At 39.3% G+C, this 22,290-nt stretch carries 17 protein-coding genes and 1 pseudogene; 8 read left to right on the top strand and 10 right to left on the bottom strand.

The genetic code is table 11. The features are described from left to right. Positions 1 to 220 precede the first annotated feature (220 nt). Both J3U68_RS10275 and J3U68_RS10270 read right to left on the bottom strand, forming a co-directional pair. Positions 221 to 1,381 carry an MFS transporter gene (locus J3U68_RS10275; RefSeq protein ID WP_267376705.1) on the bottom strand — a complete coding sequence of 387 codons (1,161 nt, stop codon included), beginning with the start codon at positions 1,379 to 1,381 and terminating at the stop codon, positions 221 to 223. A gap of 118 nt (positions 1,382 to 1,499) precedes the next feature. Next, positions 1,500 to 1,822 (bottom strand): annotated as a pseudogene (locus J3U68_RS10270) (YnfA family protein). A gap of 664 nt (positions 1,823 to 2,486) precedes the next feature. Here J3U68_RS10270 and J3U68_RS10265 point away from each other — a divergent pair. The 3 genes from J3U68_RS10265 (at position 2,487) to J3U68_RS10255 (ending at position 5,615) form a co-directional block, all read left to right on the top strand. Beyond that, positions 2,487 to 2,987 carry a hypothetical protein gene (locus tag J3U68_RS10265; protein WP_267376702.1) on the top strand — a complete coding sequence of 167 codons (501 nt, stop codon included), beginning with the start codon at positions 2,487 to 2,489 and terminating at the stop codon, positions 2,985 to 2,987. An 816-nt stretch (positions 2,988 to 3,803) separates the two neighbouring features. Next, a complete protein-coding gene (locus J3U68_RS10260; RefSeq protein ID WP_267376700.1) occupies positions 3,804 to 4,304 on the top strand; it encodes a hypothetical protein in 501 nt (166 codons plus the stop codon). Between the two features lie 738 nt (positions 4,305 to 5,042). Further along, entirely contained in the window at positions 5,043 to 5,615 is a 573-nt protein-coding gene (locus J3U68_RS10255) for a hypothetical protein (RefSeq protein WP_267376698.1), read from the top strand. A gap of 816 nt (positions 5,616 to 6,431) precedes the next feature. On the opposite strand, the gene J3U68_RS10250 is transcribed toward J3U68_RS10255, so the two are convergent. From J3U68_RS10250 to dnaK, 4 genes are all read right to left on the bottom strand, one after another. After that, complete coding sequence (locus tag J3U68_RS10250) at positions 6,432 to 8,711, bottom strand: Tex family protein (RefSeq protein ID WP_267376696.1); 2,280 nt, start codon at positions 8,709 to 8,711, stop codon at positions 6,432 to 6,434. Between the two features lie 169 nt (positions 8,712 to 8,880). After that, complete coding sequence (locus J3U68_RS10245) at positions 8,881 to 10,050, bottom strand: alpha-hydroxy acid oxidase (protein WP_267376694.1); 1,170 nt, start codon at positions 10,048 to 10,050, stop codon at positions 8,881 to 8,883. Positions 10,051 to 10,206: 156 nt separating this feature from the next. Then, entirely contained in the window at positions 10,207 to 10,374 is a 168-nt protein-coding gene (locus J3U68_RS10240) for a hypothetical protein (protein ID WP_267376692.1), read from the bottom strand. A 276-nt stretch (positions 10,375 to 10,650) separates the two neighbouring features. Beyond that, complete coding sequence (gene dnaK / locus J3U68_RS10235; RefSeq protein WP_267376690.1) at positions 10,651 to 12,582, bottom strand: molecular chaperone DnaK; 1,932 nt, start codon at positions 12,580 to 12,582, stop codon at positions 10,651 to 10,653. A 411-nt stretch (positions 12,583 to 12,993) separates the two neighbouring features. Between dnaK and J3U68_RS10230 the strand changes: the two genes are divergently transcribed. The 4 genes from J3U68_RS10230 to J3U68_RS10215 all read left to right on the top strand — a co-directional run bounded on the left by J3U68_RS10230 (position 12,994) and on the right by J3U68_RS10215 (position 17,223). Continuing rightward, positions 12,994 to 14,451: a DASS family sodium-coupled anion symporter gene (locus J3U68_RS10230; RefSeq protein WP_267376732.1), complete on the top strand. Its 1,458-nt coding sequence runs from the start codon at positions 12,994 to 12,996 to the stop codon at positions 14,449 to 14,451. A gap of 326 nt (positions 14,452 to 14,777) precedes the next feature. Continuing rightward, the gene (locus tag J3U68_RS10225) at positions 14,778 to 15,344 is read left to right on the top strand and encodes a TMEM165/GDT1 family protein (RefSeq protein ID WP_267376688.1); all 567 of its coding nucleotides are present in this window, start codon (positions 14,778 to 14,780) and stop codon (positions 15,342 to 15,344) included. 70 nt (positions 15,345 to 15,414) lie between these two features. Next, on the top strand, positions 15,415 to 15,975 hold the full coding sequence (locus J3U68_RS10220) for a DNA-3-methyladenine glycosylase I (RefSeq protein WP_267376685.1): 561 nt from the start codon (positions 15,415 to 15,417) through the stop codon (positions 15,973 to 15,975). Between the two features lie 603 nt (positions 15,976 to 16,578). After that, complete coding sequence (locus tag J3U68_RS10215; protein ID WP_267376683.1) at positions 16,579 to 17,223, top strand: hypothetical protein; 645 nt, start codon at positions 16,579 to 16,581, stop codon at positions 17,221 to 17,223. A gap of 1,043 nt (positions 17,224 to 18,266) precedes the next feature. On the opposite strand, the gene J3U68_RS10210 is transcribed toward J3U68_RS10215, so the two are convergent. The 4 genes from J3U68_RS10210 to minC form a co-directional block, all read right to left on the bottom strand. Further along, entirely contained in the window at positions 18,267 to 19,193 is a 927-nt protein-coding gene (locus J3U68_RS10210) for a hydrogen peroxide-inducible genes activator (RefSeq protein WP_267376682.1), read from the bottom strand. Then, positions 19,190 to 19,459 (bottom strand): cell division topological specificity factor MinE, encoded by a 270-nt coding sequence (gene minE / locus J3U68_RS10205; protein WP_267376680.1) that lies wholly within the window; start codon positions 19,457 to 19,459, stop codon positions 19,190 to 19,192. Before minE ends, J3U68_RS10210 begins: the two co-directional genes overlap by 4 nt. Before the next feature lie 3 nt (positions 19,460 to 19,462). Then, positions 19,463 to 20,278, bottom strand: a complete 816-nt coding sequence (minD, locus tag J3U68_RS10200; RefSeq protein WP_267376678.1) for a septum site-determining protein MinD — start codon at positions 20,276 to 20,278, stop codon at positions 19,463 to 19,465. A gap of 69 nt (positions 20,279 to 20,347) precedes the next feature. Further along, positions 20,348 to 21,091 (bottom strand): septum site-determining protein MinC, encoded by a 744-nt coding sequence (gene minC / locus J3U68_RS10195; RefSeq protein ID WP_267376675.1) that lies wholly within the window; start codon positions 21,089 to 21,091, stop codon positions 20,348 to 20,350. Positions 21,092 to 21,233: 142 nt separating this feature from the next. Between minC and J3U68_RS10190 the strand changes: the two genes are divergently transcribed. After that, positions 21,234 to 22,148: a Rossmann-like and DUF2520 domain-containing protein gene (locus J3U68_RS10190; RefSeq protein ID WP_267376673.1), complete on the top strand. Its 915-nt coding sequence runs from the start codon at positions 21,234 to 21,236 to the stop codon at positions 22,146 to 22,148. Positions 22,149 to 22,290 lie beyond the last annotated feature (142 nt).

Below are 22,290 nucleotides of genomic sequence, written 5' to 3'. Positions count from 1 at the left end.
TAGCGCCAATCTAAACAGGCGACCATATATGCCAGTTGTTTGTAAATGCAGTCTCACCTAATTTGGCTAACTCTTCTCAATTATTGAACCATTTCTGCTGAAAAGGGTACCTGTGCCACAATGATCATAATACTATTTCATGGCTTTTTTTTAAGCATTGAGGAGCTTGTTTGTTTGATATCGCGGTAAAGTGTTTAGACATCAAAGATTACTCTAATATTTACCCTGTTATGATCGGTTGTTCATAGCGACGATGAAACCACAGCAAACAGCCACAGCCTAACAATGCCATGGGTACGCCAATTAATGCTGGATATTGGTAATTTAAGTGATGGCTGATGGCTAGTCCACCATTATAAGAACCCAGCGCGTTACCCAGATTAAATGCCATTTGTACACTGGCAGCGCCCAACAATGCACCTCCTGGAGAATGGCGCAGAAGCAGTAATTGCTGAGGTGCAGATACAGCAAACAGGCAGAATGTACACAAGCACATTAATGTAGCCGAGAGCCAACCAACGTGAGCGAATAAGAAGATAAGTAATAAAGCCATTGCCGCAATACCTTGTAAAGTCGCAGCAACTTGTCCAGGCGTGTAACGATCCGACAAACGGCCACCACACCAGTTACCCAATACCATACCGGCACCTGCTAGAATCATTAGCTCAGCAACCTGATTGTTATTGAAGCCTGAAACTTGCGTTAATAACGGTCTAATATAACTAAACCAACAAAAAATTCCCCCGTTACCCAATGCCGTTGCCGCCAGTATCAGCCAAGGGGCAGCCGACTTTAAAAATCGAAACTGACCCAAAATTCCTGTATTCGGTAAGCGTTCAATTTCTGGAATAAAACGTTTTAAGGCAAAAATCAATAGAATTGCCACAATCGATACCAGCAAAAACACCAGCCGCCAGCTGAAATGCAGGCTAAGCCAAGTGGCAACAGGTACCCCCAGCAGATTGGCTACAGTCATACCTGCAATCATCATGGCTACGGCTTGAGCAGAACGCCCTGGTGTGGCAAGTTTGGTTGCAACAATGGATCCAATACCAAAATAAGCCCCATGGGGTAATCCAGCAATAAAACGACCAATCAATAAGGTTGTATACCCAGGTGCAACGGCGGCGACTAAATTGCCACCAGCAATAAGTGCGGCTAAGGCCAATAAAATGTTTTTGGGCGCAAGCTGATAGCTTAGTACCAGCAGCCAGGCACCACAGCACACCCCAATTGCATAGGCAGCAATAAAATGACCAGCTTGAGCAATGGAAATATGCAGAGCATTAGCCACATCTGGCAAAATGCCCATCATACTGAATTCGGCCATGCCTAAGGCAAATGTCCCTAGTGACAAGGTAATTAAACTTTTCAAAATCATAAGTAACAATAGGATTTGATGGTAAGCAAGAATATACGTAGTTTAGACTCGGAAATTAGCCTTGTCACTGACTGTGCACGTAAATCTAAGATTTCTAAGAAAAAATGCAAGTTAATCCTTATCCTCTAGGCATGAGTAAAATAATCGCTGCGCCGAGTAGGCAGAGGGTTGCACCAACGATATCCCATTTGTCTGGTATCGACTTTTCAACCAGCCACGACCATCCCAAGGAACAAAAATATATATTCCTCCATATATCGCATAACTACGACCAGCAATATTGGTTGGTGTCAGCGTTAACAGCCAAGCAAAAAGCAGTAACGATATTGATCCTGGAAGTAGCCAAAAAATAGATTTATCCAGACGCTGCCATGCCCAGAAAGCAAAACAGCCACTGATTTCAGCCAATGCCGCCAGAAAAAAATAAATTAAAGATAACATCCGAGGATACTTAATATAGAATAAATCACACAAATTGTAGCAACCTAAACAACCTCCAACCCAAAGAATTTCATCCTCAGATGGTGCGTTATCAACGATTCTCCTTTTGAATAAATACTATACCGAAATTCTGGCTCGTAATGCATAACTCAGTGTTTTATTCATGCTCGGCACCATTTTTTTCAAATGCAAGAGAATTTTAATCTTGCTCACGCTACTTCAATTTCCAATCTACAGAACTTAGTTTGTAACAGCAAATAAAATTTTCGCAGAGTGGCACAGTCAAAGAAAGCTTACAATACTTGTAGTAGAAATTCTTTTAGTAGCAACTGTACTAAGATCAAAATACTATCGAGTCTTGGTGCTAGCGAGATTTTTTTTCGAAAAGGGGTCTAATTAGATTATCGGCTCAAGATGAACAGCGTAGTTTAGCTGGCTTAAATATAACTTCCCAAAAATTAAGGAGCGATTAGTTCGCAATATACATCGATTTTGAGGCTTAATCTCAATTCAAAAATGGAAAAGTAATGCATCGCAGAGTATTAAATGCTGATAACCATAAGTCTGGTGAAATCAATGAGAAAGATAAAATTATTTGTTCATTAAACTGAATTTTTATTGTAAAATATAAACATTACTTAACTAAATAAACGAGTATTCAAAGATGAGAAAATTGATTGCGATTTTTTTCTGCTTGGGTCTTTTGACTGCGTGTAATTCAGAATCATCTAAAAAAGATTCCGCTTCAGATGCCGCTAAAATAGAAGCATCTCAAACCAGCGTACCTGCAACATCAACTGAGACAACCCCTGCATCACCTCCCGCTGTAACATCGACAAATAGTGAGTTAAGCACTGATATAAGAAGTCAAATTGAGCGCGATATCCAAAATATGCAACAAAATTTACCCATCAAAATGAATGGTGTGGATTTAACTGAAATAAAATTAGAAAACAACACTATTTATCAATCATTCAACTTTGCTGATAAAAATATCACCAGTAAAAAAGTCCCTCTAGAGCAATTAAAGCAAAGATTATTAATGGGTTGTAATCAGCCAGATATTAAACGTTTTCTTTCCGGGGGATATGATTTTTTATATACCTATCATTTTCAGGATAAATCAAAAGTAGAAATAAGGATGAGTGCAAAAGACTGTCAATAATAAAAATTTTATACTGAAACTACAGGGGTGCTGATGCGCCCCTTTTTTATTCTTTTTGGTACAAGATGATAATTGTGTTTATCTTGATATTATTGTTAATGAATGGATTCTGATTTCTAATATCTAAATCGAATATATTCATTATTCCAGCTTTAACATCGCTTTCATAAGCAAATACATAAACCCGATGATAAAAATCAGAAAATTAAAATTTGATATACAGAAGCAGAAAAAATCTAAATTCGCCTTATGTCTTTATTAGCCGATCTTGATCTAATTTGACCTAGTTAAATGTAACTATGATGAACAGATTATACTTTCTATTTTGCATCGGTTTACTTGGTTCTTGTTATGCATTATTTAAATTAAAGTTAAAACAGCTTTAATTACATCTCCATCAGCCATATTGGCTAGGCCTATGCCAGAATCAGATTTGAAAAAGTGAAATAGAACGACATATCTAAAAGTACAACCATGTACACCGATGAAAGTAAAAGGGCCGGATATGATCATGCTTGAGCATAAATTGAGAAAATTGGTCAATTTAATATATATATATTGAGAAAAGGGAAAGCGTTATCTATTAGTCAGTATCAATTAAGAATAATCGCCAGACTGCAACAGAGGAGCCACTATATTTTTAATCAACGTAGTTAATAAAATTAAAGTAAATTTAATAATCAGCTATATCTTGGATCGATAAATAATTAGAATAAAGTTGAAACTTTAATTAAAGAATTAAAAATATATTTTATCATTCACAATTTGATTGTAAGATACTAACATTACTTAAACTAAATAAACGATTATACAAAGATGAAAAAACTGATTGCGATTTTTTTCTGCATGGGTATGATGACTGCTTGCAATTCAGAATCTTCTAAAAAACATACTGCATCCGGTGCTGCTAAAATTGAAGTTTCTCAAACCAATGAATCAGCAACACCAACCGATATGGTTACAGCTCCGCCTTCATCTGCAGCATCATCCAATACTCAGTCAGGAACTGATTCGCATAGTGAATTAAGGCGAAAAGTCCAAATTATGCAACAACGTTTACCAATCAAAATGTATGGTATGGATTTGACTGACTTGAAATTTGAAAATAACACGATTTATTATACATACACTTTTACTGATAAAAATATCACCAGTAAAAACGCTTCTGCAGAGCAAATTAAGAATACTTTATTGATGTTATGTGATCGGCCAGATAGTAAAGCTTTTATATTAGATGGTAATGCCTTTATGTACACCTATCATTTCCAAGATGGATCAAAGGTGGAATTAAGGATAAGTGCAACAGATTGTCAATAAGATCAAATTTATGCTCTAAAATAAAGGGGGTGCAGATGCGCGCCCCTTATTCTTTTAATCAAGCATAAAAGATGAATTGATCATGATGATATTATTAAATGATGTATCATTTTATCGTTAAGATTCTCAAATAATATAATTATCATTACAGCTACCCTATCGCTTTTAAAAAAACACAAGAATAAAATTTTATTCAGATAAAATCTAACTAAAAAGTCGCGACAATAAATAAATGATGCTAAATTGTATTAGTCTAAAGGCTCTTTGCTATGCTATTACCAATAGCAATAACCGAGATAGCTCTCGTTTTCATCTCTATCTACATTACCGAGAGATGCTCATCTATAAGGTAATTAAGAAGGTGAATTACAACGCGTCATCCTGAATAAATATAATATCGTTAGGCGATGAAAACGAATGGTATAGATATGACCCACGAGCAGCATTAATTGAGAAAATAATACAATTAATTATTTATTATTGAGAAAAGTTAAAGAGTTATCTATTAGTCAGTATCAATTAAGAATAATCGCCAGACTGTAACAGAGGAGCCACTATATTTTTAATCAACGTTCTTAATAAAGTTAAAGTAAATTTAATAATCAGCTATATCTTGGATCGATAAATAATCACAATAAAATTGAAACTTTTTATTTAAGAATAAAAATAAATTTTATCATTCGCAATTCGATTGTAATATACTAACATTTCTTAAACTAAATAAACGATTATATAAAGATGAAAAAACTAATTGCGATTTTTTTCTGCATGGGGCTCATGACAGCTTGCAATTCAGAATCCTCTAAAAAAGATTCTGCGTCAGATGCCACTAAAATAGAAGCATCTCAAACCCAAGTGTCAACGGCTTTGGCAATACCAGCTGAAATGGTTCCAGCTTCGTCTTCATCTGCAGCGTCATCCAATACTCATGCAGCATCATCCAATACTCATGCAGCATCATCCAATACTCATGCAGCATCATCCAATACTCAGTCTGGAACTGATATGCATAGTGAATTAAGGCGAAACATCCAAATTATGCAACAACGTTTACCAATCAAAATGTATGGTATGGATTTGACTGACTTGAAATTTGAAAATAACACGATTTATTATACATACACTATTACTGATAAACGTGTCACCAGTAAAAACTCGTCTGCAGAGCAAATAAAAAACGCTTTATATATGGCATGTGATCTGCCAGATAGTAAACCTTTTATATTAGATGGTAATGCCATTATGTACACTTATCTTTTCCAAGATGGATCAAAGGTGGAATTAAAGATAAGTGCAAAAGATTGTCGATAAGATCAATTCCATATCGAAAACTAAAGGGGTGCGGATGCTTCCCTTTTTTATTTCAACTGTACACAAAGATAAATGTGTTGTTTTCTAAGTAAACAAATCATATCCTATCTTCAAGTTCTACAAAATTGATTATCATTACAGCTTCAATTTTGTTTTCAAAAAAAATCAAAGAATATACTTGGTCCCTAAATACCGGATTATTTGAATTCAATATACACGTCTGCGATAAAGAAAATTCGAGTCATGGTGTATTTCTTAATTTAATAATATAGATAAAACTTGTTTGAAGAAGAAATATAAAGAATAAATTTATTACTTTATCGTGTATCAATCTATTAGCTTCATGTCATTCTTTATCAGCAAATCCAATCTAGACAGTTCCCGCATCGTCTTTATCTACAACCCCAACAAATATTCAGTCAGACACGGATTAAAACAGTGATGTGGAATATGTAAAGCGAAAAATCCAAAAGGTGCAACACCGCTAACCATTTAAAATAAATGGTATGGTTTTAACTGATAAAACCTGCAAAGATAAAACAATCAAATTTTCATATCATATTAGTGAAGAAGAGTGCACTATGAAAAATATTGATGTTGAGAAATTTGTCGAGAAATTTAAAACCGATATATTAGAACATTGCAATCAGCCCTATAATCGACGTCTTTTTTGGCTGGATATGGAATATTGTATCGTCTTGATTTAAGTCATGATATCGAAATTGAAGCGCCAATCAATGCTGAACATAGCCAACAACACTAAATCGACCTTTACTCGATCAATGAGGGCACTTTGCGCCCTCATTGATTAACCATTTACTGATTTTTAAGACGGGAAAAGGCTTCAGCCATGGCATTGTTGGCTAAATTAGGTTGGAGTGTTTTGTTACTACGCTGAGCCTTACCTTTTTGCCGATCTGAAGATGGCTTTGTTTCTTCCTGTAAGCGCATAGTTAAGGCAATGCGACGCCGCGCAATATCAATCTCAACTACTTTGACTTTGACCACATCACCGGCTTTGACCACTTCCCTAGGATCGCTTACATAACGGTCAGCCATGGCTGAGACATGTACTAATCCGTCCTGATGTACTCCGATGTCGACAAACGCACCAAAGGCGGCCACGTTGCTGACCACACCTTCCAATTCCATTCCTGGCTGTAAATCTTTAATGTCTTCTACACCTTCAGCAAAAGTGGCGGTATGAAATTCACCGCGTGGATCTCGTCCGGGTTTCTCCAATTCAGCCAATATATCTAGAATAGTGGGCAAGCCAACATTGGTTTGAATGTAATCAGATGGATTCAAAGCTTTGATAGCTTGACGGTTACCAATCAATTCGGTTGCATGCAAATGAGCAGTAGCCAGCATCCGGCTGACCACAGGATAGCTTTCTGGATGCACTGCACTGGCATCCAAAGGCTCATCTCCACCTTGAATACGTAAAAATCCTGCTGCCTGTTCGAAGGTTTTTTCACCTAGTCGAGGAACCTTAAGCAATGTTTGCCGATTAGTAAAAGCACCGTGACTATCGCGATAGCTGACAATATTGTTGGCCAAAGTGGTATTTAAACCGGAGATACGGGCCAATAATGGCGCTGAAGCTGTATTTACATCCACACCCACAGCATTAACACAATCTTCTACCACTGCATCCAAACTTTTAGCCAATTGGGTTTGATTAACATCATGTTGGTATTGACCAACGCCAATTGATTTGGGGTCAATTTTGACCAGTTCTGCTAATGGATCTTGTAATCGGCGGGCAATCGAAACGGCGCCACGCAAACTAACATCCAGATCAGGAAATTCTTTTGCTGCCAATGCTGAGGCTGAATACACGGATGCTCCTGCCTCAGAAACCACAATTTTTTGCAGACCTTGTTGAGGAAGCGACCGGATTAAATCAGCCGCCAGCTTGTCCGTTTCCCTGCTTGCGGTTCCATTTCCAATGGCAATTAATTGCACCTGATGCCGAAGAACCAGTTGCGCCAGCACTGCTAGGGAACCCTGCCAATCATTGCGTGGCTGGTGTGGGTAGATGGTGGTGGTTTCCAGTAATTTACCTGTGTCATCGACCACGGCAACTTTCACACCGGTGCGGATACCTGGGTCAAGACCTAATGTAGTTAGGCGTCCAGCTGGAGCAGCCAGCAATAGATCTTTCAGATTTTGGGCAAATACGCTGATGGCTGCCTGATCAGCTGCTTCCTTTAAGCGGGTTAAAGCTTCCAGTTCCAGTGATAAAAAGATTTTGGCACGCCAGCTAAGGCGAACGGTATCGCGTAACCATCGATCGGCTGGTCGACCGAGATCAGCAATTGAGAACTGAGCAGCGATTAATTGTTCATAGGCACTTTGTTCGGTAATGGGTGTCTCGTCTGCTTGATATTGCACATTGATCGCTAGAATCCCCTCATTGCGTCCACGTAGCATCGCCAGTACCCGATGGCTGGGGATAGAGTGTAATGATTCTACATGATCAAAATAATCTTTAAATTTTTCACCGGCAACTTCCTGTCCCGCTATAACAGTGGCATGAATTTGACCTTCACGCCACAGCTTGTCACGCAGCATTCCCATCAATTCGGCCTCTTCAGCAAATTTTTCCATTAAAATAGCACGAGCACCGTCCAGTGCGGCTTTTGCGTCACTAACATGATCGGAAAGATATTCTGTTGCAACCACTTCAGGATTAAGCTCTGGTTGACTCAGCAAAGCCTCTGCCAAGGGTAGTAAACCATTTTCACGTGCAATTTGTGCTTTAGTTCGACGTTTCGGCTTATAGGGTAGATAGAGATCTTCCAACAACGTTTTATTATCTGCCGCGTCGATTGCTTGTTTTAATTCTTCCGAGAGCTTACCTTGTTCTTCAATGCTAGATAATACCGTCTGTTTTCGATCCTGTAATTCGCGCAGATAGTGCAGGCGTTCCAATAATGTACGTAACTGAGTATCATCCAAACCACCCGTAACTTCTTTGCGATAACGGGCAATAAACGGCACTGTAGCGCCATCATCCAATAAATCAATCGCTGATTGCACACTTTTGGCAGGGACGTTCAATTCAGAAGCAATTTTCTCAGTAATGTTCATATCATTCAGAATGCGACAAAAAAGCAAGCATAGCGGGCTATGCTTGCTTTGTCACCTATTGTTATCAGAATATTCAAGTTAACCATTGCGACTATTCATTACTGTACCCCCTTAGCCAGATGGTTATAAAATATCTGATCAAATAGTGCATTGATGCAACAACAATTAATTAATTAGCTACAGGGTAAGTGCCTGGAATCAGGATATCTTTATTAACCGTTTTAATATCAGTTTTACCCGCAAACGCCATAGAAATGTCCATCTCTTGATAAATAATTTCTAAAGCGCGCTTAACTCCTTCCTCACCAAAAGCCCCCAGCCCATACAAAAATGCACGGCCAATCATCGTGCCTTTGGCGCCTAAAGCAATGGCTTTAAGAACATCCTGACCGGTATAAATGCCACTGTCCAGCCACACTTCTATATGGCTGCCAACCGCCGAAAGTATGTGAGGTAAGGTATGAATCGTAGATGGCGCACCATCGAGCTGGCGCCCCCCATGATTGGAGACAACAATTGCATCTGCACCTGCTTTTACCGCCATCTCTGCATCTTCCGCATCAAGGATGCCCTTGATAACCAGCTTTCCGTTCCAAAGATTTTTAATTTCGGCAATATCATCCCAGCTCAATTTAGGATCAAACTGTTCTGCTGTCCATGATGCAATGGATGTTGTATCCGCGACCCCGAGGTTATGTCCGACAATATTGCCAAAACTACGACGTTGGGTATTAAGCATGGCCAAACACCATTCAGGTTTGGTAGCTAAATTCAACCAGTTACGCAAAGTTGGCTTGGGTGGAGTGGATAGACCATTTTTGATGTCTTTATGGCGTTGCCCCAATACCTGCAAATCTGCAGTCACCACCAATGCCGAACACTTGGCATCCTGTGCCCGTCGTATTAAATCGCGCATGAAAGCACGATCACGCATGACATACAGTTGAAACCAGAAAGGGGCATTCGTATTGGCGGCGATATCTTCAATCGAACAGATAGACATCGTTGATAAAGTATATGGAACGCCAAACTGTTCCGCTGCCCGTGCAGCCAAAATTTCACCATCAGCATGCACCATGCCTGTCAGACCGGTTGGTGCCAGCGCCACGGGCATCTTTACCTGCTGTCCAACCATCGTTGTTTCCAAAGTTCGACCGGTCATATCAGTTAAAACCCGCTGCCGTAACTTAATAGGTTGAAAATCCTGACAGTTTGCATGGTAAGTCGATTCAGTCCAAGAGCCTGTATCCACATAATCATAAAACATTTTTGGTAATTTTTGTTTGGCTACTTTACGCAGGTCTTCAATACAGGTCATTTTTTCTAGTTTATTTCGCATGCTGGTTTCCCATTTTTTAATTCTATGTATGCAAATTTCTCAACCATTAACATCTAATGATAGAGACCATTGGTTTATACTAATACAAAAACTTTAAACCTGGCTAATCAAAATCATGGTTATCAATAGCAGCAATAGCTACTTTTCAGTCTGAATTCATAATATACGCGACAATTGATAAATCATGGTCATAATTAGAAAGAGAATACACACCACGCCAATTAACATTACCCAAGGTCCCCAGCACTGACTACGACCACAGAAACCACCGGTTAATATGGCGCAGCATAAAGCCAGCAAGATTAATAGAATATTGAAATCCATTTATCTCTCCTATAACAACTAAAATAAACCACATTACGGTTTAAAATTATGGGTTATCTGAAATAAAATATTTAAGTGTATTCAATCATATAGGAAATATAACGAGTTTTATTAGCCAGAGCAATACCAGCTCCATAAACATAATATTAATATGGCATAAATTTAAAAGCATAAAATAAAACTGGTTCCTATCTCAAATAGGAACCAGTCATTTAACAAGATCAACGTAAATTCATTTAGTCAGACACAGCTGTTTATGGTCTGACAGACGGGAAATTAGTCTTTTTTGTCCTTAACTTCTTCGAATTCAGCATCGACTACATCGTCATTGCCCTTATTCTGAGGTTGTTCACCTTGATCTGCAGCAGATTGCTGACCTTCAGCTTGGGCTTGAGCGTACATCATTTCACCCAGTTTCTGGCTGGCTGAACCTAAGGCTTCAGTTTTAGCGTCAATGGCTGCTTTATCTTCTCCTTTAACGGCTTCTTCAGCTTCTTTGATGGCTGTTTCAATTTTATCTTTTTCCGCAGCATCCAGCTTATCGCCGTATTCAGTTAAAGATTTACGCACAGAGTGAATCAATGCTTCAGCCTGATTGCGACTGGCAACCAGCTCAGTCAACTTACGGTCTTCGGCTGCATTGGCTTCAGCATCCTTAACCATGCGTTCAATTTCTTCCTCACTCAGACCAGAAGAAGCCTGAATAGTAATGTTAGCTTCTTTACCAGTACCTTTATCTTTAGCTGATACATGTAAAATACCGTTGGCGTCGATGTCAAAAGTGACTTCAACCTGTGGTACACCGCGAGGAGCAGGTGGAATATCACCTAAGTTAAACTGTCCTAAGCTCTTATTGGCCGAAGCACGCTCACGTTCACCTTGTAATACATGAATAGTTACCGCACTTTGATTGTCTTCTGCGGTAGAGAAAGTTTGAGTAGCTTTCGTTGGGATAGTGGTATTTTTATTGATGAGTTTAGTCATCACGCCACCCATGGTTTCAATACCCAGTGACAATGGAGTAACGTCCAGCAGCAATACATCACTACGATCACCCGCCAGTACTGCACCTTGAATAGCTGCACCAACTGCAACAGCTTCGTCTGGATTCACATCACGACGAGGCTCTTTGCCAAAGAAATCCTTAACTGCTTCCTGTACTTTTGGCATACGGCTTTGACCGCCAACCAAAATCACATCATTAATATCATTAACGCTCAGACCGGCATCTTTAATGGCTGTACGGCATGGTTCAATAGAACGTGTAATCAAATCTTCTACCAAGCTTTCAAATTTCGCCCGGGTGATTTTCATCGCCAAATGTTTAGGACCAGTTGCATCCATAGTAATATATGGCAAATTGATTTCTGTTTGCTGACCACTTGAAAGTTCGATTTTGGCTTTTTCTGCCGCTTCTTTCAGGCGTTGCAGAGCCATAACATCATTTTTCAGATCAATACCCTGATCTTTTTTGAATTCATCAATAATATAATTGATCAGGCGTTGGTCAAAGTCTTCACCACCTAAGAAAGTATCACCATTGGTAGCCAATACTTCAAACTGTTTATCACCATCAACTTCCGCAATTTCAATAATGGAAATATCGAAAGTACCGCCACCTAAGTCATAAACTGCAATCTTACGATCGCCTTTTTCGCCTTTGTCCATACCAAAAGCAAGCGCAGCAGCAGTCGGTTCATTAATAATACGTTTAACATCCAGGCCTGCAATACGTCCCGCATCCTTAGTTGCCTGACGCTGACTATCATTAAAATAAGCCGGAACGGTAATCACCGCTTCAGTAACTGGTTCACCCAGATAATCTTCAGCTGCTTTTTTCATTTTACGCAATACTTCAGCTGAAACTTGCGGAGGAGACAGTTTTTCGCCGTGGGCTTCAACCCAAGCATCATTATTATTTGCCTTAACTATTTTAAAAGGCATCGATTCAATATCACGCTGAACTTCCGCATCATCAAACTTACGACCGATCAGGCGTTTAACCGCATAAATTGTATTCTTAGGATTGGTTACCGCCTGACGCTTAGCCGGTGCACCCACCAGAATTTCATTATCATCCAAATAGGCAACGATAGAAGGAGTAGTACGTGCACCTTCTGCGTTTTCAATTACCTTAGTCTGACCGCCTTCAGAAATGGCAACACAAGAGTTGGTGGTACCCAAGTCAATACCGATTACTTTTGCCATAATTTAAATCTCCTAAATAAAATTTGTACTTTAAACCTTGATATTTCAGGCTAAAAACGGACAGAGCGATCTGTCTCTACCCTCTATACAGTAACTAATGATTTCTAAATGGGTATGGGCAAAAGTATTTCAAGCGTTAACTTACAAAATTTATATTATAGCCCCATTTTTCCTGTCTAAACTGACAAAAATATATTTAACTCATTAAATTGATTAATATTAATATTCTTATGGATAATAATAGTAAAATAAGAGAGAGATTCATAGTATAATTATGAACGCTGAATGATGTTTATTTGTGCAAGATCGGGTCATGTCTGTGAAGTCATTCCCTTTCTTGTAATTTAAATTTTTTCTGGCTGTCCTAACAATAATCTTCATGATTCGGGAGTACATAATATGCCTCAAAAAATCGGGTTTAAACCCATACCCTCCGTCATTGCGCTAGCATTAGGCTTAATCATCTGGTTTGTTATTCCGGTACCACAAGGTGTTACGCCTCAGGCTTGGCATTTATTAGCTATGTTTGTCGGTGTTATCGCCGCAATTATTGGTAAAGCAATGCCTATTGGCGCACTATCCATTATCGCCATTATGCTGGTCGCTCTGACTGGCGTAACCAATGATAAACCAAGTAAAGCCATGGCAGATGCCTTGAGCAGTTTTGGCAGTCCTCTGATTTGGTTGATTGGTGTAGCCATCATGATTTCACGCGGTCTGCTGAAAACTGGACTGGGCGCGCGTGTGGGCTATATCTTCATTGGTCTGTGGGGAAAGCGAACCATTGGTGTAGCTTACAGCTTGGCATTGGTAGAACTTATACTGGCACCAATTACACCGAGTAATACTGCTCGTGGCGGTGGCATTATTCACCCGATCATGAAATCCATTGCATCCAGTTATGACTCTGATCCGGAAAAAGGAACAGAGAAGAAAATGGGGAAATTTCTGGCATTGGTTAACTATCATGCTAATCCAATTTCTTCAGCCATGTTCATTACCGCTACCGCACCTAATCCATTGGTTGTTGATCTGGTTGCCAAAGCAACTAACTCCAATATCCATATTTCATGGGGCACTTGGGCGTTAGCTATGTTATTACCGGGTCTGGTATCCATGGCCATTATGCCGTTGATCATTTACTGGCTGTATCCACCAGAACTCAAACAAACTCCGAATGCCGTAGCGTTTGCAAAAGAACGCTTGAAAGAGCAAGGACCAATGACGGCACATGAAAAAATCATGTTGGTGATCTTTGCCGTTCTGTTGCTATTATGGGCCGGCATCCCAGCCATGATTTTCGGACCATCACTAACTGTTGATCCAACCACAACAGCATTTATCGGACTGACATTGCTCTTGTTATCCGGGGTGTTGACTTGGGATGACATTTTGAAAGAAAAAAGCGCGTGGGACACCATCACTTGGTTCTCAGCACTGGTTATGATGGCCACATTCCTCAACAAGCTTGGACTGATCACCTGGTTCTCTGGAGTATTGGAAAATAGCATCGGTAGCCTGGGAATGGGTTGGATGGGTTCATGTTCATTGTTACTGTTGGCTTACTTATATGCTCATTATATGTTTGCCAGTACCACTGCCCACATTACTGCCATGTTTGCCGCATTCTATGCTGCTGGTCTTGCTCTTGGTGCTCCTCCAATGCTGTTTGCCTTACTGATGGCTTCTGCTTCTTGCATCATGATGACTTTAACCCATTATGCCACAGGGACTTCTCCGGTAATTTTCGGATCCGGTTATGTGACTTTGGGTGAATGGTGGAAAGCCGGCTTCATCATGAGTGTAGTTGAACTGCTGATCTTTGTTGTAATCGGTGGTGTATGGTGGAAAGTATTAGGCTACTATTAAACCATTAATAATTTCAACCTAAAACAGGCTGTCTTAACAGGCAGCCTGTTTTATTTATATTGATTGCTAACCATAACCAATATTCAAAAAAAACGCTTTTTTATTTCCGAAAAACAGTTATAATTATCGCCTTAATTAAGGGAGTAGTTACATAGATTTATCTGAAAATCTATGGTTGCGATCAACATATTTACAGTGTTCACTGTATGGTCGTAACGTCTAACCAAGTGGTGGATTAACGAGACTTAAGACAAGTTAAAGCTACTATGGAGGGCGCTTTATCATGTCTTCGTCTATCACCCGCCATTGGTAATGACATAATAATTATGAATGCGTTTTTCTCTTCCGTTCTTCCCATCGCACTTGCCGAAATCGGTGATAAAACCCAATTACTTACCTTGTTTCTGGCGACGCGCTTTGCCAGAAAATATGCCATCATTGGCGGGATGTTATGTGCTACTTTATTGAATCATCTCGTCTCCGCTTGGTTTGGCATCGAAGTAGCACGTTTTTTTACGCCACAATTGATGGGCTGGATAGTGGGTTGTAGTTTCCTCATTGTTGGACTATGGTTACTTAAACCTGATAAACAAGACGGTCTGGATACACGGTTTATGCGTTACGGTCCCTTTATGGCCACCTTAATATTATTTTTTCTGGCAGAAGTCGGAGACAAAACCCAAATTGCTACCATCTTATTGGCTGCTCAATACCAAAATCTAACTGCCATTGTTTTAGGTAGTACAGTAGGCTTATTGCTCGCCAATGTACCAGTAATATTCTTAGGTAACTGGCTGATGGCACGTCTGCCATTCAAAGGCATTCGCCTTGGTGCCTGTATCCTCTTTTGTCTACTAGGATTATTTACCTTATTTCAAACGTGGATGCATTAAACATTTTCGCAGCCATGCTTTCCGTATATCCTTAAAGAATTAATTCTTAGCTGAATAGGTTGGTAAAATCATGAGACAAAAAACGATTAACCGTTGTGACTGGGTGGGCAATACCGAGCTTGAACAGCATTATCATGACCATGAATGGGGAAAAGTTCAGAAAAACGGGCATAAATTATTTGAAAAGATATGCCTGGAAGGGCAGCAAGCCGGCTTATCGTGGCTGACTATATTGCAAAAACGTGAAGAGTATCGTCGCTGCTTCTTTCATTTTAATCCTGAAAAAATAGCGGCCATGACTTCCATCGAGCCCTTATTACAGAATTCTGGGCTAATACGCCATCCTGGTAAGCTTTCTGCCATCATCACCAATGCGCGTGCTTACCTGAAAATGGAAGAAAACGGAGAAAATTTTTCTCAATTTATCTGGTCATTTGTGGATAACCAACCCATTATAAATCACTACCCCAGCTTCAAAAGTATTCCCGCTCAAACAGTCATTAGCCAAAGCCTATCGCGCGAATTAAAAAAACGCGGATTTGTCTTCGTAGGTCCGGTTACCTGCTATGCATTCATGCAATCCATGGGATTAGTCAACGATCATATCATTAGCTGCTTTTGTCATTCCTAAATGATCATCCGCAAGCTGGTCTCATCACAAGCATCAGACTGTTTTTTTTAAATTAGTGCTAAGTGAAAAGTTTGATTTCATTAATCCGGCGCATAATTAATCTCTACAAGAATAATGTTTCGCCTAAAAGTAGAGCAAATTTAAACTTAACGACAGTTTTTGAAATTTAACTGATAGATAAGATAGAACTGATTGGATCATTTTAAAAATAAAAAGTTGGTCTTATCTTTATCCATTGCCCCCAACGTATCTTTGCCTTAAGCGCAGCAAAACTTATATTCTGAATAAATCCCACAGCTGAAAGATCATGTAGTTGCTCAAAATAAGAATTTGAAAGATTTGATCTTGGGCTAAAAAATAGTAGAAAATAACCATTCCTAATTTATCATTCTCTACCATAGTGACCAGCATGATAAATGCATAGCAAGGGCTAAATTGTTATTATTGAAATTATAATGATTAGAATAATATAATAAAAAAATCAAAGCTAACAGACAGGTATAACCAAATTATGAGTTCATGCAAGGCAGAATTGTTTTAGATTATTAGCATCACAATCAAAATTTTTCCAAACTAGGAACAATAACCCACGTTAGTACAATCATGAGAAGACAACTGTTCGACACCTGCAAAATAGTTTTTTTTTCGCTGCTTATTGGCCTCAGCAATTTTGCATGGGCAGAGGAAAAACCAGAAGAACAAGTTAAAAGTGAAGGTGCCAGCGAGCCAGAACAACTCATCTGGTATGCCTGCCCACTGCAAAATAACCATGTTAGCTATACTACCTCACCATTAGATGTTAACTGTCAGGTGGCCAAACATCCTCCTACAGATGCTAGCGATATAAAGGCAAGGTCTCTGGATAGGGTAAACATACCGCGGCTCGAGGAACTACAACGCCTATGGTACAGCGCAGAGTTTGGTCGAGATGGCGATCTGATGAAAGTTCCGCCGACACCTAAGCTTGGGGTTCATTTGCGGCAACAAGAAACTAATAAAAATTTTGGCAAATATCCAAACAAAAATGTCGTTATTCCGGCAAAGATCATTGTGCCACCTAAATTGACGCCAAAGCAATTAGTACAACGGGATATCAATAGCGAGCAACGTGCCTTAGCCTTAGCGCAAAAACAATTGGATTTAGCCAAAAAACGTGGAGTAGCTGTCCAAATCCAGAAATGGCAACAAAATGTTAGTGATCGTCTCACAAACATTCGGGTATTAAAACAAGAGTTAAGTCGTTACTAATAACTCAGCTTTTATTCCAATAATAAAACAAGACAATGTTTTGTCTTCAGAACAGGCCTTCGTCAAGCAGTAGCGTAGCAAGCTACTCATTATTTTTATAACAGTATCTATCTATCAGCATCAAAACAAAAAAATCTGGAAGTAGGAGTATTTAATATTGAATAAAATAAGCGTTTTAAAAACTCAATATCTCAGAATATTCATAACAAATCCAAACATCGTTTATTTGGATATAAGCCTTTCATAAAATATAGCGTAAATGATTTAGTTATGATGTTTATTGCCAGAAGAGAGAAAAATTTTCTCCAATCTTCATCCCCATTTTGCCTGACATAAATCCTTGTATCATCTGTGTCATTGTTTTTGTATGGGCACATTTTTTAAAATAATTTGCTAGCGTTTTTTTGCAAAATCATTCATCCATAAAATAAATGCCAATTTAATATTTTATCAATAAGATCAAATCATATCGGGCGATAGCCATATGTCGAATCTTCAAAAGTTTTATCGCAACCTTGCCAGGCGAGATTGACATGTATTCATCAAATTCATATTTTAGCAAGACATTGTATTGCTAAAATATTTATCCATTCGTGGTATTTTACGAAAAAAAAGTATCGCTTATGGTCCTATATTGAACGATAAACTGAATAAGATAGTTTAACTTTTAATGACCCTTATTTATTGTTTTTGCAGAAGATGTCCCTTTTACACTAGCTAAATCAGCTGTTCTTAATGGGAAATGAGGTAAATCTAATCCTTCCTCATTTTTCATTGAATGACGACCATATGGATGAGTTTATTTTTTTTGATAAAGCAAAATTTGAAAAAAATGGCAATATGCCAGTCTTTTAACAATCTCAAACAGCAATATTTGATATAAATAGTTCATTTAATTATTCATTCTGTATGCATTACATGGCTTCTTCGATGAGGAATTTAGAAGTGCCAAATAATCAGCATTCACTGTTGATTAATTTAACACTTTTTTCTCACGGATGAACATGGGTAACATCAGCTGCTACATGGTAGTTGAACGATGACTAATTATTATCGCTTATAAACCGAACTCCAGACAGATGAGAAGCTAAAATAGCATCCTTTATCATCTGCAAAGCTTTAGGACGGGCAAAATTTCGTCTTGATGCCAAAACGATGCGCCTAGTTGGAGTGGGTTGTGCAAATGGAACAATACTAAAGAGTAAATGATCATTTTCAGTTAATGCCGTAGCCGGCATTACACTAATACCCAATCCGCTGGCTACCATATGGCGTATTGTGGTGATTGAACTACCTTGAATAGTGTTTGATAAACCCAAGATCTTTTGTCGAGAAGCCAAATCCTGACAGCTATCTAATACATTATCGCGCATGCAATTACCTTCAGTGAGTAACAAAACTCGTTCATCACTTAATTGCTTCGTTGTCACCTCATTATAATGTTCAAATTTATGTCCTTTAGGCACAATGACAAAAAAGGGTTCATCATACAAAGGTATCGTTTCTAGTCCAGCTTCATGATAGGGTTCTGCAACCACTATTGCATCCAGATCGCCGCGCTTCAACGAATCCGTGAGCACAGAAGTGTAATTTTCATCCAGTTGCAGGCACATTCCTGGAGCTTGATGACGTAATGACAAAATGAGCTTGGGCAATAAATACGGCGCAATCGTAAATATCAGTCCCAGTTTGAAAATACCTTCTAATTCATTTTTCTCCTTATTAGCCATTAGCTTAATTCGATCGGCTTCTTCCAACACTCGTTGAGCCTGATCCACGATCCGTTGCCCCGATTCTGTCGTAATAATTTCATTACTACTGCGATCAAATAAGGTTAGACCTAATTCCTCTTCCAATTTGCGGATCGCTATGGATAACGTTGGTTGGCTAACATAACAGCGTTGAGCGGCGCGCCCGAAATGCTTTTCCTGCGCCACCGCTACAATATAACGTAATTCCGTCAATGTCATTCACTGACCTTTTTTATTCCAGATTCTGGTAAAGTAATGTTTAGCGCCAGCACATCCATCCCATCTTTCTTTTCTTGAGAAATTTGGATATCTTTCAAAGAAACATGAACATATTTTGACAGCACTTGTAACAATTCTTTTTGCAAGGTCGGCAAATAGTCTGGCGTTTGCGTTGCGCGTTCCTGAGCAATGACAATTTGCAAACGGTCACGCGCTACCTGAGCCGATTGCTGTTTTTTCCCAAAAAGAAAATCCATTAAAGACATGGCTTAACCTCCAAACAAACGTTTGAGAAAGCCTTTTTTCTCCGTATCCACAAAGCGGATAGGTCGATCTTCACCCAAAAGACGAGCCACTACATCTTTATACGCTTCAGCCGCTACAGAATTTTCCTGCAAAATTACTGGCGTACCGGCATTAGAAGCCTGCAGGACATTTTGCGATTCAGGAATAACCCCAATTAAAGGAATCCGTAAAATATCCTGAATATCTTGAACGGACAACATTTCACCTTTTTCTACTCGTTCCGCGGAATAGCGAGTGATCAGCAAATGTTCTTTTACCGGCGTGTCGTTGGTTTCGGCACGGCGTGACTTACTGGATAAAATCCCTAAAATTCGATCAGAGTCACGTACACTAGAAATTTCAGGGTTAGTGGTAACAATTGCTTCATCGGCATAATACAAAGCCATCAATGCGCCTTGTTCAATACCAGCTGGTGAATCGCACACAATAAACTCAAAACCCATTTCATTGGCTAGCGTATTCAAAACCTTTTCAACGCCTTCACGTGTCAAGGCATCTTTATCGCGTGTTTGCGAAGCGGGTAAAACAAAAAGATTGTCACAATGCTTATCTTTAATTAATGCCTGATTAAGTGTTGCTTCGTCCTGAATAACATTGATCAGGTCATATACCACCCGACGTTCACAACCCATAATCAAATCCAGATTGCGTAATCCAACATCAAAATCAATTACCGCAGTTTTGTGACCTGCCAATGCCAGTCCAGTTGAAATACTGGCACTGGTTGTGGTTTTACCCACACCACCCTTACCTGAGGTCACCACAATAATCTTTGCCACAATTCAATTCCTTTTGTGAAATTAATCAAATTTGTTACTAACTAAAACCCTAATCCAATTTCGACACATTTAATGCCCATGAATAGCACTTAATATCAAACGATCATCCTGTAAATAAGTTTGAACAGGCTGGCTATCTAAATGTGCAGGTAGTTGCTGATCAAAAATACGGTAAATCCCAGCAACCGAAACCAACTCAGCTTGCATGGACTGTGCAAAAATACGCGATTCCTTATTGCCCGCAGCTCCGGCAAGTGCCCGACCACGTAACGGACCATAAACATGGATATTGCCGTCAGCAATGATTTCTGCACCTTCACTAACCAGCCCCATAACAATCAAGTCACCTTTTTCTGCATAGATCTGCTGTCCCGTTCGTACCGTCCGATTAATGATCAGGGTAGGCGATACAGAATTCACTTCTTGCGGCTTGGCTGGATTAGGAACAGGCTCTTCATTTTGCTCAGTTATCGCTTTTCCTGCTGCTTTCACCCAGGAATGTGCCTGTTCTTCGGGTAAAACTCCAAAGCCAATGCCAAATTCACTGGCCAAATGAGCCCAAGCTTCATCAGCATGACGAATAGCGACAATCCGCAGATTATAACGAGCAAATAGAGCAATCAGCTTGCCTAGATCCACCATGTCCGGATTGTTGAAACGATGCATGTCCAGTGTAAAAGGCATATTACGCAAATTACCAAAACGTTCCGTTCTTTGTTGTAACTCTTTGTTAATAAGAGTTAAATTATCTGTTAGAAGCTGTAGCGACAGAACATCCAAACGTCCGGATTTAACATTAAAAGCAGCTTTCATTAGCATAATTGCCTAAAAAAATTTTGACTAAAAATATAAAAAATAAACCTAAGAGCCCAAGTGTACCGTGTTGATCATCTGGCTTCAATTACCATATAAGGAATAAACCAATAATTTGCATACTCAGACTAAAGCGGAAAAGATGAACACAGTACAGACCAAACAAATATTAGCTTCAAAACCTAAAAAATTACGTATAAATATCATTGGGGTAGGAAAAGTTGCGACGACAATGGCAGTATTGTGGCATCGAAGTAACCAAGTTCATATCCAATCAGTTTGGAATCGTAGCATTTCTGCCAGTAGACAATTACAACATCTATTACCCCATATAGAAATAATCTCAGACCTAAACGACATGCCGCCGGCAGAGATAATTGTTTTTGGACTGCGTGATCAAATTCTCCCAATCATGGCTGAAAAAGTCAGTCGTATGCAGTGGATGACGCCCGATACAATACTTATACATTTTAGTGGAGCATTGGCAAGCAGCGTACTTATGCCCGATAAAAAAAAGGCATTAACTGGTTCTATGCACCCTGTCTTTGCCTTTTCCGATATTGATACAGCCATATCTACACTTCCGGGACATTTGTGTGCCATTGAAGCAGCCGAAGCGGTACAACCTGTATTACAAATACTGGCTCAAAGCGCAGGATTAGAAACCTTTATTGTCAGCAGCGAGCAAAAAGCACGTTACCATGCGGCACTTTCTGCCAGTGCTAATTTTTTAGTGGCATTAAACCACTATGCGCGCAATATGCTGGAATCCATTTCCATTCCCGACAATCTGGCAGATCGACTCGTTAATCAATTAATGCTGCAAAACCTCAACCAATTGCAACAATTCTCACCGGCTGAAGCATTGACCGGGCCGATCAGTCGCGGAGACATGCATACCATCTCCAAGCATTGGCATTCTTTAACTACACAAGAGCAAAACCTGTACCAGGCCTTAGCCATTCAAACCTTAAAACTGACTACCCTAAGTCAAGCAGAACAGACCCAGATAAAAAAAATCATCAATTACAGTCAGGATGAAATTGCAAATGAATAAATGGCAAAAGAGATCAAAATAAAAACCAAATAGAAACAATGAAATTTGGAGAAAACTAAAAATAAAGCGGAGAAAGAGTTGACATAGAAAATGATGGGGCGTATAGTTCGCCTTCTTCGCTGAAGACGGTCCGAAAAAAACC

This window comes from Snodgrassella sp. B3882, assembly GCF_026535915.1.
Taxonomy (GTDB): Bacteria; Pseudomonadota; Gammaproteobacteria; order Burkholderiales; family Neisseriaceae; genus Snodgrassella.
Note: the sequence above shows the minus strand (reverse complement) of the source record. Positions and strands in the feature narration are given on the sequence as shown.

Excerpts from the sequence above, each read along its gene's own strand:
- J3U68_RS10225 (WP_267376688.1), top strand. The coding sequence starts at position 14,778 with ATGAATGCGTTTTTCTCTTCCGTTCTTCCCATCGCACTTGCCGAAATC.
- J3U68_RS10220 (WP_267376685.1), top strand. The coding sequence starts at position 15,415 with ATGAGACAAAAAACGATTAACCGTTGTGACTGGGTGGGCAATACCGAG.
- J3U68_RS10190 (WP_267376673.1), top strand. The coding sequence starts at position 21,234 with ATGAACACAGTACAGACCAAACAAATATTAGCTTCAAAACCTAAAAAA.
- J3U68_RS10215 (WP_267376683.1), top strand. The coding sequence starts at position 16,579 with ATGAGAAGACAACTGTTCGACACCTGCAAAATAGTTTTTTTTTCGCTG.
- J3U68_RS10245 (WP_267376694.1), bottom strand. The coding sequence starts at position 10,050 with ATGCGAAATAAACTAGAAAAAATGACCTGTATTGAAGACCTGCGTAAA.
- minE (WP_267376680.1), bottom strand. The coding sequence starts at position 19,459 with ATGTCTTTAATGGATTTTCTTTTTGGGAAAAAACAGCAATCGGCTCAG.
- J3U68_RS10250 (WP_267376696.1), bottom strand. The coding sequence starts at position 8,711 with ATGAACATTACTGAGAAAATTGCTTCTGAATTGAACGTCCCTGCCAAA.
- J3U68_RS10265 (WP_267376702.1), top strand. The coding sequence starts at position 2,487 with ATGAGAAAATTGATTGCGATTTTTTTCTGCTTGGGTCTTTTGACTGCG.
- J3U68_RS10275 (WP_267376705.1), bottom strand. The coding sequence starts at position 1,381 with ATGATTTTGAAAAGTTTAATTACCTTGTCACTAGGGACATTTGCCTTA.
- J3U68_RS10240 (WP_267376692.1), bottom strand. The coding sequence starts at position 10,374 with ATGGATTTCAATATTCTATTAATCTTGCTGGCTTTATGCTGCGCCATA.
- J3U68_RS10210 (WP_267376682.1), bottom strand. The coding sequence starts at position 19,193 with ATGACATTGACGGAATTACGTTATATTGTAGCGGTGGCGCAGGAAAAG.
- J3U68_RS10255 (WP_267376698.1), top strand. The coding sequence starts at position 5,043 with ATGAAAAAACTAATTGCGATTTTTTTCTGCATGGGGCTCATGACAGCT.
- minC (WP_267376675.1), bottom strand. The coding sequence starts at position 21,091 with ATGAAAGCTGCTTTTAATGTTAAATCCGGACGTTTGGATGTTCTGTCG.
- dnaK (WP_267376690.1), bottom strand. The coding sequence starts at position 12,582 with ATGGCAAAAGTAATCGGTATTGACTTGGGTACCACCAACTCTTGTGTT.
- J3U68_RS10260 (WP_267376700.1), top strand. The coding sequence starts at position 3,804 with ATGAAAAAACTGATTGCGATTTTTTTCTGCATGGGTATGATGACTGCT.